At 41.7% G+C, this 14,995-nt stretch carries 17 protein-coding genes and 1 riboswitch; of the genes, 7 read left to right on the top strand and 10 right to left on the bottom strand.

The window, feature by feature from the left end:
- Window positions 1–32: 32 nt before the first annotated feature.
- Window positions 33–1,076 carry a sporulation integral membrane protein YtvI gene (gene ytvI / locus AC3ISB_RS05520; RefSeq protein ID WP_489275774.1) on the bottom strand — a complete coding sequence of 348 codons (1,044 nt, stop codon included), beginning with the start codon at window positions 1,074–1,076 and terminating at the stop codon, window positions 33–35.
- 128 nt (window positions 1,077–1,204) lie between these two features.
- Between ytvI and AC3ISB_RS05515 the strand changes: the two genes are divergently transcribed.
- Window positions 1,205–1,408 carry a hypothetical protein gene (locus AC3ISB_RS05515; RefSeq protein ID WP_098372640.1) on the top strand — a complete coding sequence of 68 codons (204 nt, stop codon included), beginning with the start codon at window positions 1,205–1,207 and terminating at the stop codon, window positions 1,406–1,408.
- Between the two features lie 350 nt (window positions 1,409–1,758).
- Entirely contained in the window at window positions 1,759–2,178 is a 420-nt protein-coding gene (locus AC3ISB_RS05510; RefSeq protein ID WP_076367409.1) for a MarR family winged helix-turn-helix transcriptional regulator, read from the top strand.
- A gap of 68 nt (window positions 2,179–2,246) precedes the next feature.
- On the opposite strand, the gene pdxR is transcribed toward AC3ISB_RS05510, so the two are convergent.
- Complete coding sequence (gene pdxR, locus AC3ISB_RS05505; protein ID WP_141993067.1) at window positions 2,247–3,638, bottom strand: MocR-like pyridoxine biosynthesis transcription factor PdxR; 1,392 nt, start codon at window positions 3,636–3,638, stop codon at window positions 2,247–2,249.
- Window positions 3,639–3,741: 103 nt separating this feature from the next.
- Here pdxR and AC3ISB_RS05500 point away from each other — a divergent pair, with 103 nt between their 5' ends.
- Window positions 3,742–4,320, top strand: coding sequence for a GNAT family N-acetyltransferase (locus AC3ISB_RS05500; protein WP_141993066.1), 579 nt, complete (start codon window positions 3,742–3,744; stop codon window positions 4,318–4,320).
- A 264-nt stretch (window positions 4,321–4,584) separates the two neighbouring features.
- Here AC3ISB_RS05500 and AC3ISB_RS05495 read toward each other — a convergent pair whose 3' ends face one another.
- Window positions 4,585–5,040 carry a GNAT family N-acetyltransferase gene (locus AC3ISB_RS05495; RefSeq protein ID WP_144550856.1) on the bottom strand — a complete coding sequence of 152 codons (456 nt, stop codon included), beginning with the start codon at window positions 5,038–5,040 and terminating at the stop codon, window positions 4,585–4,587.
- Between the two features lie 17 nt (window positions 5,041–5,057).
- The gene (locus AC3ISB_RS05490) at window positions 5,058–6,074 is read right to left on the bottom strand and encodes a nitronate monooxygenase (RefSeq protein ID WP_480339930.1); all 1,017 of its coding nucleotides are present in this window, start codon (window positions 6,072–6,074) and stop codon (window positions 5,058–5,060) included.
- Window positions 6,075–6,214: 140 nt separating this feature from the next.
- Here AC3ISB_RS05490 and trhO point away from each other — a divergent pair, with 140 nt between their 5' ends.
- The gene (gene trhO, locus AC3ISB_RS05485; RefSeq protein WP_480339929.1) at window positions 6,215–7,180 is read left to right on the top strand and encodes an oxygen-dependent tRNA uridine(34) hydroxylase TrhO; all 966 of its coding nucleotides are present in this window, start codon (window positions 6,215–6,217) and stop codon (window positions 7,178–7,180) included.
- Between the two features lie 312 nt (window positions 7,181–7,492).
- On the opposite strand, the gene AC3ISB_RS05480 is transcribed toward trhO, so the two are convergent.
- Together AC3ISB_RS05480 and AC3ISB_RS05475 are read right to left on the bottom strand one after the other, a co-directional pair.
- Window positions 7,493–8,125 carry a superoxide dismutase family protein gene (locus AC3ISB_RS05480; RefSeq protein WP_489275772.1) on the bottom strand — a complete coding sequence of 211 codons (633 nt, stop codon included), beginning with the start codon at window positions 8,123–8,125 and terminating at the stop codon, window positions 7,493–7,495.
- A gap of 168 nt (window positions 8,126–8,293) precedes the next feature.
- Entirely contained in the window at window positions 8,294–9,601 is a 1,308-nt protein-coding gene (locus AC3ISB_RS05475; RefSeq protein WP_144526869.1) for a CitMHS family transporter, read from the bottom strand.
- Between the two features lie 202 nt (window positions 9,602–9,803).
- On the opposite strand from AC3ISB_RS05475, the gene AC3ISB_RS05470 reads away from it, so the two are divergent.
- Complete coding sequence (locus tag AC3ISB_RS05470) at window positions 9,804–11,015, top strand: MFS transporter (RefSeq protein ID WP_098372561.1); 1,212 nt, start codon at window positions 9,804–9,806, stop codon at window positions 11,013–11,015.
- Window positions 11,016–11,448: 433 nt separating this feature from the next.
- Window positions 11,449–11,539: riboswitch (cyclic di-GMP riboswitch) on the top strand.
- Between the two features lie 576 nt (window positions 11,540–12,115).
- Here the strand turns inward: AC3ISB_RS05470 and AC3ISB_RS05465 are convergent.
- From AC3ISB_RS05465 to AC3ISB_RS05450, 4 genes are all read right to left on the bottom strand, one after another.
- A complete protein-coding gene (locus AC3ISB_RS05465) occupies window positions 12,116–12,301 on the bottom strand; it encodes a hypothetical protein (protein WP_141993064.1) in 186 nt (61 codons plus the stop codon).
- Between the two features lie 58 nt (window positions 12,302–12,359).
- The gene (locus tag AC3ISB_RS05460; protein WP_260398020.1) at window positions 12,360–12,482 is read right to left on the bottom strand and encodes a hypothetical protein; all 123 of its coding nucleotides are present in this window, start codon (window positions 12,480–12,482) and stop codon (window positions 12,360–12,362) included.
- A 105-nt stretch (window positions 12,483–12,587) separates the two neighbouring features.
- Window positions 12,588–12,779, bottom strand: coding sequence for a hypothetical protein (locus tag AC3ISB_RS05455; RefSeq protein WP_480339927.1), 192 nt, complete (start codon window positions 12,777–12,779; stop codon window positions 12,588–12,590).
- On the bottom strand, window positions 12,769–12,939 hold the full coding sequence (locus tag AC3ISB_RS05450) for a hypothetical protein (protein ID WP_480339926.1): 171 nt from the start codon (window positions 12,937–12,939) through the stop codon (window positions 12,769–12,771). Before AC3ISB_RS05450 ends, AC3ISB_RS05455 begins: the two co-directional genes overlap by 11 nt.
- Before the next feature lie 310 nt (window positions 12,940–13,249).
- On the opposite strand from AC3ISB_RS05450, the gene AC3ISB_RS05445 reads away from it, so the two are divergent.
- Complete coding sequence (locus AC3ISB_RS05445) at window positions 13,250–14,707, top strand: SulP family inorganic anion transporter (protein ID WP_098372565.1); 1,458 nt, start codon at window positions 13,250–13,252, stop codon at window positions 14,705–14,707.
- A gap of 85 nt (window positions 14,708–14,792) precedes the next feature.
- The gene (locus AC3ISB_RS05440; protein WP_179891129.1) at window positions 14,793–14,939 is read left to right on the top strand and encodes a hypothetical protein; all 147 of its coding nucleotides are present in this window, start codon (window positions 14,793–14,795) and stop codon (window positions 14,937–14,939) included.
- Window positions 14,940–14,995: the final 56 nt, after the last annotated feature.

Here is a 14,995-nt window from a genome sequence, read left to right as displayed (position 1 = left end):
AAGAAATCAGGCAAAAAACATCTAATAATCTTTCATATTTTGAAGTTGGGTTTGATGACACCTGCCCTCTTTAGCGTATCATAAACAATCAGTATCGAAGGTCCAAGGAAAAGCCCGATGAAACCAAGCATTTTAAACCCTAAATAAAGGCTGACCAAAGATGCCAATGGGCTCAATCCCATATTTGCTGAATAGATTTTCGGTTCGATGGTCCTTCTTACGATGGTAATGACCAGGAATAGGATGATGAGGCCAACACCTAGATGATGGTTTCCTTGAGCCCAAACAATTACTGCCCAAGGAACCAGTACAGATCCCGTCCCCAAGATAGGAAGAATGTCCACAACTACTATTAACAATGCCAATGGAATTGTATACTTCACATTTAATAACCACAGTCCTCCATAAGCCATGATGAACGTTATTAAACTCAAAAGGATTTGTGCCTTCATGAAGCCTACGGCTGCCATACTTAAATCTTGATAAACTAGCGAAATCTTTTGATAAGTGGATGTCTTTAAATAAAGGACTGCCTTTTTTCTTAACTTAGGCAATTCAAGACTAAATAAGAATAAAGCGATTAAATAAATTAAAAAGTCAATGAAAAATCCGGGAATGAGTGTAACGAACTGAACCATATCCTGAACAAAGCCCTCTGTGAACCCCTCTAAAGCCCTGACTCCCTTTTCCATCGTTTGTTCAATGGACTGTATGAGATTTGGCGGCAACGTTTGGGAATACCTTTCCCATTGCCTAATGACTGGCAATATAGCCGTCAAATACACTTCACGTATGAAACCAGGAAATTCCTCCGAATAGATAATGACCTTCTTGATTAATACCGAAAAGGAAAAATAAGTGATGCTCATAAGCCCGCCTACATATAGAGCAAACGAAATCAATACTGCCCAAAAGCGATGCAGCTTTGCCGTTTCACTAATCATGCGGACCAATCCATCCAAAAGTATGGCGGTAAGCAATGCTAAAATCAAAGCCCATGAATATGGAATGACGATTAATATGCCTAAAAGGAGAATACCTCTCCAAAACCAACGGAAAAAGACGGCGACATTCACTGAACAAACCCTCCTTGCACTTTCCTGTTCTCCTTATATTTATGAAATGGGGTCACATATATTTCGCTTATACGTTTTATTTTCTCAATAAGGGGAAAAAGAGATACAAAGAGATGGAGGGATTGACATTGGATAATAAAGATAAAGAAAAGTATCTTGAGGAACGTAATGATAAATCCAAGGCATTCAAGAAAGATCAGGAAAAACAGCTGGAACGTGATCAAGTGGTCATGCCCATTGATGATTTACCAATTGATGAAATAAAATATGAACGACAAGAAGAACGAAATAAAAAAGAAACAAAGCACCGCTCCACCAGCGAGAGGGTTTAACCAAAAACCAGCCACTTTAGAGGCTGGTTTTTGGTTGCAGAATAATTGCATTCAGCTTCAAGGTGATGTGTCGTATTGACTTTTACCAATTCTCGGCGGCACTTTGGTACCTGCTAATGGAACATTTGAAGAAAATATATTTTTGCCATCATATATTAAGGTCCCTCTTGTCATTTTTTGAAAATTCAGTACAATTGGACTCTCCCATAATTCATTCGCATTGCCGGAATCCCCCCTCTCCTGCTTTACTTCCAAAAATAAACATTGACTGAAAAAAATGATTCTTTACAATAGACTTTTAAGAATTAAAGAATATAATGGACTGGTCGACCATTATAAAGGAGAATCATATGACGAACCCTACTCAATTATTTCATCAATATTTACAAGTATCGAGATCATTAGTCAGCAAAATGAATGAACAAATTACAGCCCTTGAAATTTACCATAATCAGTGGACAATCCTCAATTATTTAAAGAACTGTGGATATTCCACAATTCCCGATATTTGCAGTTACTTGGATGTTGATAGTGTTATCATCACACGTTCGGTCAACAGCATGGAACAGAATAATATGATTAAACAAGTTCCTGGAAAAGATGAACAGGAAAAACGAATCGAACTGACTCCCCGGGGAAAAGAAGTACATACAAAATGTCTTAAGATTGCAGAAAAAATCGAAGGAAAAGCCCTGGAAGGCATTACTGAGGAAGAACAGGAAATATTTTTCCAGACGGTCCTTAAAATCCTCAATAATATAAGAAACTAAAATGGATACCTTATATCATTGTTGAATAAGTGTAAATCAAGGCCTTTTCCTTATTTTTTCGCACCAAGCTATAGCCATGCCATTTTTAAAAGTCGGATTCCCGCTTTGATTTCCTTTTCGGTTAAACCACCGTACCCAATCAAAATAGTCGGATCTTTCACATTCTTAGAATGATAAACCGAAGTTGGGCGGACTTTAACCCCAACACTGGCAGCCTTTTGAATGAGCTCTGCCTCACTGCTGCCGTTTTTTACTTTTAAAAGAACGTGCAATCCTGACTTTTCACCGATTACGGCTACACGATCATGGAAGCTCTCTTCTATTTCATTCAGCAGCACCTTATTTTTTTTACGATAAATCGTTCGCATTTTATTTAGATGGCGTTCCCAATGTCCATTTTTCATAAAAAGACAGAGCGTTTCCTGAATCAGTCTGGAAACGGTCTGTTTATATCCAATTAACTTCTCCTGATAGCGGCAAGCCAGCTCCATGGGTAACACCATGAATCCCACCCTGATTGATGGGATGAGCGACTTTGAAAAAGTGCCTAGGTAGATGACCGTTCCCTTTGTGTCCAACCCCTGCAAGGACGGAATCGGTTTGCCTGAATGTCGGAATTCCCCGTCATAATCATCTTCAATGATATAACCTTTTTTTTCCACTGCCCAATTCAGCAATTCCACCCTTCTAGTTATCGGCATGATCATACCGGAAGGAAATTGATGGGAAGGAGTGACATAGGCAACATTCGCGGCACTCTCTTTCAAGGAGTCCACACTCATTCCACTTTCATCCAAGGGTATGAATGCCATATCCGCTTCCTCCAACCTCAGTACCTCCCTTACTCGATGAAAGCCAGGGTCTTCCAACCCAAATACCCGCTCATTTCCAAGAAGTAACCGCAGCAGATGGATGAAATACTGGGTACCTGCCCCAATGATGATTTGATCAGCCCCGCAGCGAACTCCTCTCGATTGAAATAGATAGGATGAGATCTCAGACCGGAGCCCCCATTCCCCTTGAGGATCACCGCTCATGAACATTTCCCTTTCCTGTAGATACAATGTATTGTTCAAGCATTTTTTCCACACGGCATGCGGGAAAGAATCCACGTCCACCCGTCCATGATTGAAATCTATCTCATTTCTTTCATTCGGAGGGCACATCATCCCTTCTTTTACAGGCAAAGGCTCATTCAAAGGTGAGATCGGCTCTAAATCGGCTACGTAATAACCTTTCCTTAATTGACTTTCCACATATCCTTCTGCCATCAACTGCTGATAAGCCGTATCCACTGTATTTAGGCCTATCCCTAAATGCAAAGCTAGTTTTCGTTTAGAAGGCAGCTTCATTCCGGCCTTTATTTGTCCATTCTGTATTTCCTTAATAAAGTATTTATACAATTGGACATATAAAGCTTCTTTATTCGTTTTATCTAAGTTTAGAGTGATTTCAAACATTTGGTCCTCCTTCAAACTGGTTCCATAAATTATATCAGCGTTGGCCCTTATTGCAGGACCAGAATATTTTTATAATGAAGATATCAATCAAGAGGAGGAGACTATGGAACATATCGAATTATTCGGGAAACACGTGATACTCACCCCGATGATGGATCATCATATCGAACCGCTTTACACCGCTTCCCTGCCAACTGAAATATGGGAATGGAGCGCAACAAAAATTTTGTCATATGAAGAGGCGATTTCCTATGTAAAGGATGGCATTCGAGCAAGGGAACAGGAACTTCATCATCCATTTGTCGTTATCGATCAGACTGATGATTCGATAGTTGGCAGCACGAGCTTAAGAAATATTCAATTTCATAATCAATCCCTGGAAATCGGTGCGACTTGGTATCATCCCGACAAATGGCGGACAGCCATTAACACAGAATGTAAGTACCTGCTATTGCAGCATGCTTTTGAAAAGTGGAAAATGAAACGGGTTGAATTCAGGACGGACGAATGCAATAAAAGATCGCGTGCAGCAATAACCAGGCTCGGCGCCCTAGAAGAAGGCATTTTGAGAATGGAGAAAAAACTGCAAGATGGAAGGATTAGGAACACGGTGGTCTACAGTATTCTCGAGCATGAATGGCCCAGTGTGAAAAGGAATTTGGAAGCCTTTTTGAAAAGGTGAAGAGATGAAAAAGAGTGCCGTTGTTTTGCACTCTTTTTCTCTTGCTGCTATCTTTCATGTGAGTCTTTATTAATCTCCGATAAAAAATCCTTTTGCCTTTTTGTTGATCGAATGAATATGAAAACGCCAAGCGCAAATAAAAACAGCATTAGTAAAGCAAAAAGAAGATAAATCATATCTCCAATGAACAAGTTCATTCCCCTAAGCAATGCGACGCGCACTTTTGTCTGTAAAGCTTTTCAGTCAAACTTGGATGATCATTGCTTAGTCTAAACTTTGTGACAAGCGAATCATATCCTGGCATTGAATCCCATTTTCATAAATGGCCTCGGAATAGTTTCTATTAAAAAAATCCCGATCGACCCCAGTTATTCTAAAACCGCATTTTTGGTAAAGGGCAAGCTGCCCTATCCCCGAATTTCCCGTGCCGATTTCAATCGTTTTATATCCCTGTTCCCTTGCATGGCCTATGGCGTGTTCAATCAATTGCCTGCCGATTCCTCTTCCATGGTGCCGTTCATCCACCGCGATGTTCATTATCTCTATCAGTTTTGGACCTTTTTGCAGTAAAACATAAACACCGATCATTCGCTCATCAGTCACGGCAACAAAGCATGTTCCGCTTCCCAAGTATTCCTCGACCAATTCCCTTGAAGGATCTGCCAAAAGCAATAAATGCATCGGCGGTGGCTCATCCATGAATAATTCCCTTATCTCCATCTCCATCCAAACCCTTCTCATTTTAGTTCTTCTACAAGAAGTTCAACCAATTCCGATGCGGGAAGTTCCCTGCTCACCCTATATCCTTGTCCTGCCCACAAAGCCATCAATTCAGGATTGTTTTTTTGTCCAGCCACTTTTCGCATTTGCTTTGTCATGTGATGGACATGAGGATAGGCGACTGGTGCAACGCCATCATATTCGGTTATAAAGTGATTCACCAACCCGCGTGCCCTCCGGCCGCTGAAGGCTCGGGTAATAGAGGTCTGGGTAAACCGGGGATTTCCCAGAGCTTCCTTATGGACGGGACTTGCCCCGCTTTCGGGACAGCGAAGGAAAGCTGTTCCCAATTGTGCCGCTGTTGCTCCCGCTTCGAGCACGGCTGCGATATCCTTTCCATGCATCAATCCACCCGCCGCAATGATCGGCAGGTTCAGCTCACCTTGTATCAACCGTATCAAAACTAAAAGACCGTAATCATCTTCTGTGCGGTTTTCAAAGCTGCCCCGGTGACCCCCTGCTTCAAACCCCTGTACACATAGTACATCCGCACCTCCTTCCGCCGCCCTTTTTGCTTCCTGAAGGTTGGTTACTGTCACGGCTATAAGGGAACCGACATCTTGGAGCTCCCTTATTACATCATCCGTTGGACATCCAAACGTAAAACTGACGACGGCGACCCCAGCCTCCTTCAATACCGTTATTTTATTTTCCCAATCATCGTCATCACTATCGGCTTTTCCAATCTCAGCCCCAACGCTCTCGGCCTCTTTTTCGATCTTTTCACGATAGGCAGATAATATATTTTCATCCACCGCCTCGTTGCCTGGCACAAAGACATTCACGCCAAAAGGGTGCTCAGTCAACTGACGGGTCTGCCATATCTCGACCTTCATCTCTTCTGCAGTCTTATAGCCAGCTGCGAGAAAGCCCAATCCTCCTGCATTGGATACTGAAGCCGCAAGCTTCGGGGTGGAAGCTCCTCCTGCCATCGGTGCTTGGATGATTGGATATCTCATTAAATCTTTCAACATTCCATACAACTCCTTTTGATTTTTCTTCATGCCCTTATCATTTTTACGTTTTCTTGATATAATGATTATCTGTAAGAGAAAAGTGTCTAAATGATCACCCTTTATATCTTGCAAATATAAAACATAGGTGGTAAATAAAAATGGAAACAAAACCATATAGAGTATTACTTTATTATTTGTATGTACCCATCGAGAATCACGAAGAATTCGCAGCCGAGCATCTTGCGGCATGTAAAGCACTTGAATTGAAAGGCCGTATCTTGGTGGCAGCAGAAGGTATCAACGGAACAGTTTCTGGTACGATCGAACAAACCAACAAATATATGGACATGATGAAAAGCGATCCCCGCTTTGCGGATATCGTGTTTAAAATAGATGAAGCTGACGGCCATGCTTTCAAAAAAATGCATGTTCGTCCACGAAATGAACTTGTAACGCTTCGTTTGGAAGAAGACATCAACCCGAACCGGACGACAGGCAAATACTTGAGCCCGAAGGAGTTCTTCGAGCAAATGCAAGATGAAAATGCCATCGTCCTTGATGCCAGAAATGACTATGAATTTGATTTGGGACATTTCAGGGGTGCAATCAAGCCAGAAATCACGAATTTCCGTGAACTTCCGGATTGGGTCCGGGAAAATAAAGAAATGTTCGAAGGCAAAAAAATCCTAACGTATTGCACCGGCGGTATCCGATGTGAGAAATTCTCCGGCTGGCTTGTCGAAGAAGGCTTTGAAGATGTAAGCCAACTGCATGGCGGCATCGCAACATACGGAAAGGATCCCGAAGTCCAAGGTGAGCTTTGGGATGGTCAAATGTATGTATTCGATGAAAGGATTGGCGTACCTATCAATCAAAAGGAACATGTCATTGTCGGTCGAGACATTTATTCCGGCGAACCTTGCGAACGCTATGTTAATTGTGCTAACCCTGAATGCAACAAGAAAATCCTTTGCAGTGAAGAGAACGAGCACAAACATATGCGCAGCTGTACTCATGAATGCCGAGTGCATCCCCGTAACCGCTATGTAGTCGAGCATAACCTTTCTGAAGAAGAAGTGGCTGAGAGATTACAGCTAATCGAAGAAACCATTACCGCAAAATGATAAAGCAAACCCGAATCAGTGGACATGATCCCTATTCGGGTTTTTTTATCCTTTCAAAGTAAATCTTATTTTCCTATATTAAACCTATGCCTTGGGCTTCATCCCACTGCAAGAATTAACTATGATCTTTTAATACCATCTGCTTCTAATGCACTATTACTTACTCTCTTACTTCTATATCACAATAGAAAAAACCTTCTTAAAACGTAAAAAGAAAAAATTCAGCTCTTTTAAGATTTTAGCGGTCAGCGGTTTTACCTTCAATAAAAAGAGCGATTCCTCTTTTGAAGAATCGCTCTTGCTTCATTAATGCTATTTTTCCTCTGTACTTACAACAATCCCGCAGGCTTGCCTATCGCCTGCATCACCTGTTTTCAAGGTATCTACATCAGGTCCTTTTTCTCCATTGGCTTCATAACGGTCAGGAATATTGGCAAAGTTGTCTGGATTCGCATGAACGATTACAGCCAACTCTTCTTTCTTCAGCTGGTCTATCGTCATGTTATCCAATGTTGCCGTATATTTGGCTGTCCCATCCTCTTTTACATATAAAGAGGGCATATCCCCTGCATGTTTAGAGTGCGTGTCATCAGTTGGATTAAAGTGTCCTCCCGCTGTAGTGAACGGGCCTTCCTTAGCATCCGGCTCACATACTGCGTTTTCGTGGACATGGAATCCATGATAGCCTGGCTCAAGGCCTTCCAAAGCGGTCTCGATCACTACAGTATTCTCTTCGGCGGTAAAGTTAACCGTCCCAAGTGTTTTACCTTCTACATCTTTAACTTCCGCTTTCACCTGCGGATCAACCCCTGTTTCTGTTCCTTGTCCCACTGTAGTCATTTCCTCGGCATCATTGTCGGACTGATTTGAGTCATCCGCTGAATTACATCCATACAGTAAAAGGGCAGCACATATTGGCAGCACAAGTTTTTGTTTATAGTTCATATAAACTCCCTCACTCTCTTATATGTATCTTCCTCTTATTACTTTCCACCATAATGGAAGAATAAACAGAAATCGGAATAAATAGGAAAATAGATTATACCGTGAGGGTGAACACCTTACTAAATTCACAGACAGGAATTTTGCATTATAGCTTAATGGGCTCACATTTTACAAAGTGATGACCCCAAAAGTAATCGCTGCAATCGTCATGATGATGGTTGTCCCAAATGCCCATTTAAACAGGAATTTTTGGTGATCCCCAAAATCCACGCCTACAAGGCCAATTAATATGAATGTTGCAGGCACCAATGGCGATAATGGGAACCCTGCGGTCGAATGGCCTAATAAAGCCGCCCTTCCGATTTCTACAGGAGCAATACCGAAGTTCGATGCCGTTTCACTTATTATTGGCAGAATACCAAAGTAATAGGCATCAGGTGAAAAAATGAACCCCATCGGAATGCTCGTCAGCGCTACCACCAGTGGCAAATGTGCCCCGAGCCACTCTGGAATGACAGTTACGATTGAAGCAGCCATCGAGTCCATCATCTTTGTTTCTGTGAATACACCCGTAAAAATCCCTGCAGCGAAAATGAGTGTACAGATCATCACAAAACTATTGGCATGACTTAAAATCCTTTCCTGCTGTTCTTTTGGGTTCGGAAAGTTAACGAATAGTGCAATCGCAAAAGCAGTGGCAAATAAAATTTGGATCGGCAGCACTTCCATCACCAGCAAAACCATCAGTAAAATCGTCAAGAACCAATTAAACCAAAAAAGCTTGGATGTTCCTTTAGGTGCGGTTTCAACAGCTGCAGCCTGTTCACCCATACCAGGTTGCATGTTCGTCTCCACCGAACTGACTCCTAATCTCTCCCTTTCCTTTTTGCCAAGTACATATGCCGAAAAAAGCGTCCATAAAAGACCGCAAATCATGACCGGAATGAGAGGAATGAATAACTCCGATACTTCAACCTGAAGGCTCGCGGCCGCCCTGACCAAAGGACCTCCCCAAGGAATCATATTCATGACGCCAGCGGCTAAACCAACAACACAGGCCAATACGAGCCTGTTCATCCCTAATTTGATATAAAGCGGCAGCATGGCTGAAACGGTGATCATGAATGTGGAAGATCCGTCTCCGTCCAAACCTACCAACATGGTTATAATGGCGGTTGCCATGACAACCTTTAGCGGATCTCCTTTTACAAAACTGAGTATTTTAGCGATCATGGGCTCGAATAAACCAACGTCAATCATTAAACCAAAGTATAGAATGGCAAAAACGATCATGACTGCTGTCGGTGTCACCTTTAAAATACCCGCAACCATCATATCTCCCATTTCCGAGGCAAAGCCACCAATCAGACCAAATGCTATCGCAGTGAAGATAAAAGCGACAACCACTGATAAGCGTTTTGTGATGACTAAGACCAGAAACGTTAAAATCATGCAAAATCCTAAAATCGTCAACATGTTAAAAACTCCTTTAAATGAAAAAGTGAATACCTTTGTTTAATTTGATTTTTCTGAAAAATCAATATTTTCACATTATACCATTTGCATATTCATTAAAAAACCTGTAAAACAAATTCGTTTAATAAATTAGTTAAATTATGTATACTATTATTTAGGAACCCGAAGTTTTTTTTCGGAGGAAAGAAGTGTTGAATGTAAAATGAATGATCATAAAATAGCTAAACGGAATCTTTTCATCATGTGGTTCGCCAATTTCTTCATAGGCGGGAGCATGACGATGGTTCTCCCATTCATATCCTTATACATTGGTACATTCGGAGATTATTCGACTCAATATATCCAGCATTGGTCCGGATGGACATTTGGAATCACTTTTGTGACTGCCTTTTTATTTTCTCCCATTTGGGGACGAATTGGTGATCGGTACGGCAGAAAAAAAATCTTGATTGCCTGTGCCTTTGGGATGGGGCTGTCCATTTTCTTGATGGGATTCGTTGAAAATGTTTGGCAGCTATTCGTCTTAAGGATGTTCACCGGAATATTCACTGGCTTCATTTCCATGTCACAGGCCTTCATATCAACGCAGACCCCTAAAGAAATTGCCGGACGTGTGCTGGGAACCTTGCAAACGGGAAATATAACCGGTTCGCTTTTCGGACCTTTGCTTGGCGGCCTGCTTGCAGACACACTCGGCTATTCAACCGCCTTTAAATTCACCTCCATCACCATTTTCATCTCTGGACTTCTTGTTTTTGCAACCAAGGAGTACCGAATGGAACGGCAGAAGGGAACAAAGTCGAGCTATACAAGCCGGGAGGTTCTCTCGCATATCTTAAGGAATCCCATCCTAGTCAATGTCATGCTCATTTCGACACTTGTTCAAGTTGCCCACTTCAGCATCCAGCCCATTCTTTCTTTATATGTTGGCGAGCTGCATGGAACTTCCAATCTTGGATTTTATTCAGGTATCGCCTTTTCTGCAGCAGGCCTGGGGAATTTATTGATGGCGCGTCACTGGGGCAAGATAGGTGATCGTCATGGACATGTGAAGATTCTTGTGCTGCTTCTTTTTCTAACTGCTACAGTCTACTTGCCCGGTGCCTTCATCAATCATTTTTGGCAGCTTGTTTTGGTACGTTTCATACTTGGCATGGCAATAGGCGGCATCATCCCTGTAAGGATTGCCTACATTCGCCAGGAAGCTCCTGTCGCAATGCAGGGGGAAGTACTTGGGTACAATACGAGCCTGCGCTTTTTAGGCAATATCATTGGACCTGCGATGGGCGGAATGGTTGCTGGTTTCTACGGATTCTCCGCCGTTTTCATCACGACCAGCACGTTACTCCTCATAGCGGGACTTGTCCTCTATTTCGCGATGCACCGCAATCCGGAATTGGCAAGATCACATTAATCACACTTTGGCAAGAAAGCCTGCTTCCAGATGGAAGCAGGCTTTCTCATGTTTAATGCTCATACAGCTGTAGTGCTGGATACTTCTGGAACTGGATTTCGTTTCGGTCGTTTTCCGATACAGGCAGTGAGGCCAAAAACGAACAAGAGTCCTGCACTCATGAAAAAGGAATATTGGAAACTAGCTGCTGAACATGGTTTCCCAAGCTATAGGTACATAGCATACCAAAAGAGTCTCTTTCATTCGTACTTTTTGTACGAATCGAAGAGACCCTTTTGTATACCTAGCAACTAAAAAAGTACCCGTTCCAAACCTTTCTTCTCTATTTTCCTTCTATATTTGGACAATCCAGCTGATTGCTGTTGATACTTAATAAAAGGGGAAGGTTGGCCGAAGTCATAAACACTTCATAACGCATCAAATTTTATGTTAAGATTATTTTAGGCAAATTTTATGAAAGTAAAAGACGCAAAGCCACGGGCCTAACACAACATCTTAGTTGTCATGGCAGCCGGGCTGCCAAGATTTTTCTTGAATGGATCACTTATTATCAATTGCCCCTATTTAATTTGCCTAAAATTAAAAATAGGAGGGTTATATATGTTTTTTCCAACCATTTATTCAGCTACTACGGATGAGAGACACATAGTTAAAGATCAAAATACTTGTGCATGCGGCACAAGGTATAATGTATTCTCAATGTTGACCAGAAGCGACCTTCGAAAGATCAGGTTCAAGCATTATAAAGAAGTGACATGTCCTAAATGTAAATCAAGTATCATTGATAAGGAATAGCCTCTTAACACCGGGAGGGTTCCTACTCCAAAAACTTTGATAGAGCTGGCCTTTTCTTTTCACCCTCACCACTTCTATGTATGTTGAAAAGGGAAGTTATTGTTCCGGTAACAATAGCCATCTTCCTCATGCCTCCTTACCCAGATTACACACAAAATCGAATAAAAAAAAGATCCTTTCAAGATCTTTTATCATTGCTATGTAAAGTGAATATGCGGCGGAATATAACTGGCTCGATTCATATAAATCATGCAGTTTATAAGCTCTACTCCGCTTCCCTTTTGATATTCCATCAACTGGGTCAATTATTTCTCAAGTAATAACTCGGCAAGTCCAGGATCTTTCAGGTTATTCAATAGCGTGTAGGAGCCCAATTCGTCAAAAATGGCCAAGACATTTTTCGGGAATCCATTTCGGGGAACATTATAAGCATGCATGGCCTGTTTGTAGTCATAATAATAATCGTCCAGCTTATTGGTGGTACCGCCCACCCTCATAGTATCGTCAAGGAAAGCTTCTTTAATATCGGATATTCACTAAGATAATGATTTATCCCTTCCCAGTATGAGGATGCGAGTTTATTTCCCTTTCCACCGGTATCATCAAAATCAGCATATCATCCCGTTTTGTCACGATGATTTCTTTATATTTAAGATAAAGCTGTTCTTTCATATGATCCCATTCCGAGGCTTTTTCCGCTTCTCGATCAGATTCGAATGGGCAGTAAGTGATTCCTCTTCCAGTTTCAAAACGGCAATCCGGTGTGGCCTGTATAGATCATTGTTCATCAATGACTATTTTAGCCTTATCTTCTATTTTCTCTTCAAACAATTTAGTTATGTAACTGTCCTTTACCTCTTCTTCGAAAATTCCCGGGGAACATTCACCTAGGTGAATGGGAAAAGAATCAGCAAAATGCGGCGAACCGCCTTTCCATACTTTTGGATATAAACGATCATCATCCCTCAATACGATCGCCACAAACCCACGAAAATTCTAATTGAAATGATTCCACCGTAAAATCCAATGTTTCTTGGATTGTATCGAATTTCACTAAATTTCTTGCAGTCAATCTTAAACGACTCTCAATCTTTTCCAATAGTTTCGTTCTTTTCTCACTCTTATTCATAGGAGTAACCCCCATTTTCATTCATAATAAAAGAATAATACTTTTAAATACAGAAAAATCTGAATCATGAAAGCGAAATTCATTCAGAAGGCTTTGGAAATTTTTTGCCCTTCCTTATTGGATGATGCCCACGCCATTTCTCTGGATTTCCTTTTTTAGGAATTTCAACTTCTTTCGCCAATGCTAAGAAATGAATAGCCCTCGGTTTGTCGTTAATATTATCCATATAGATAGAAAGAAGGACTCATGCTATAATTTAGTGCGTTAAAAAAGAAATGAACACACATAGATAGAAAGAAGGAGTGTTTCTTTGAATACATCTGGATATAAACAGGAATGGTTCGGCAACGTTAGAGGAGATGTCCTATCGGGAATTGTCGTTGCCTTGGCATTGATTCCGGAGGCGATTGCCTTTTCGATCATTGCTGGCGTTGACCCAATGGTTGGTCTATATGCCTCATTCTGCATTGCCATCGTCATCTCTTTTGTCGGCGGAAGGCCGGGAATGATATCGGCAGCCACTGGTGCAATGGCACTCGTCATGGTCGATCTTGTTAAAGATCATGGCTTGAACTATTTACTTGCTGCAACAATATTGACTGGTTTGCTGCAAATTTTACTAGGGGTTTTAAAAATCGGGAAATTAATGAAGTTCATACCGAAGCCGGTCATGACTGGTTTTGTGAATTCTTTAGCCATCTTGATTTTCACGGCACAGCTCACCCATTTCGTGGGCGAAACATGGATCATGTATGTCATGACAGCCGTTTCTTTAGCTATCATTTATCTTTTTCCGCTAATCACGAAAGTCATACCTTCACCACTTGTAGCAATCATATTCATGACGATCGTTGCAGTTACCACGGGGGCTACGGTGCGGACGGTTGGGGATATGGGGCAATTGACCGAAGCGCTTCCGATGTTCATGCTTCCAGATATCCCTTTGACCTTCGACACTTTGGCGATCATTTTCCCTTATTCCATAGCTCTTGCATTTGTTGGCCTGCTTGAATCATTATTGACAGCTCAAATAGTCGATGAGATGACTGACACGGACAGTAATAAAAATAAGGAAGCCAAAGGCCAGGGGATTTCGAATATCATTGCCGGATGCTTTGGCGGCATGGCAGGATGTGCGATGATCGGCCAATCCGGTATCAATATTAAATCGGGAGGAAGGGGCCGGCTCTCCACTTTTGTAGCTGGCGCTTTCCTTATGGTATTAATCGTGGTATTGAATGATGTCCTTATTAAAATCCCGATGGCTGCACTTGTCGCAGTCATGATCATGGTTTCAATCGGGACCTTTGACTGGTCTTCCCTAAAGAGGCTCGTTAAAGCTCCAAAGTCGGATGCAGCCGTGATGATCGTGACGGTCCTCATTGTCCTTTATACACATGATTTATCAAAAGGGGTATTCGCCGGAGTGCTCTTGAGCATGATTTTCTTTTCGGCTAAAATTTCTAAAGTGGCTGTAGAGAAAACGGAAGATGTCCAGGCTAAGAAAATCATTTATCATATCAGCGGGCAAATATTTTTCGCTTCTGTCCAGGACTTTGTTTCGAAGTTCGACTTCAAGGAAAAAGCCGATTCAATCGTCATCGACTTTTCCCATTCTAAAATCTGGGATGCTTCAGCAGTCGGTGCTGTTGATACGGTTGTTCTTAAATATCAGCTTCTGGGAATACCTGTCCAAGTGCAAGGACTCGATGAAGAAAGTTCGTTATTGCTTGAAAAACTCGCCACCTCAGAAAGTAAAATATCTTGAAGTTGTAAAATTTTGCTGAATAGAAACTTTTCAAACCGACAAAATAGATAACATGAATGATTTCCTTTTGAAAGGAGCGAAAAGCATGACACCCGAGCAGGATTATACGGCAGCAAATCTGTCACCGGATTTATTGAATGAACTGAAAAGCTTTGAAAGCAGACTTGGCGAGGAAGCCAACAAAGAACTGATTGTCATTGCCTATGAAAAAGAAAAGGAAGCTTTGAATTAAGAAAAAAGACTCAAAACACCCTTAATGGTGGTTGAGTCTTTTTTTTGCATGTACAG

It is taken from the genome of Peribacillus sp. GL_122 (assembly GCF_057835005.1).
Note: the sequence above shows the minus strand (reverse complement) of the source record. Positions and strands in the feature narration are given on the sequence as shown.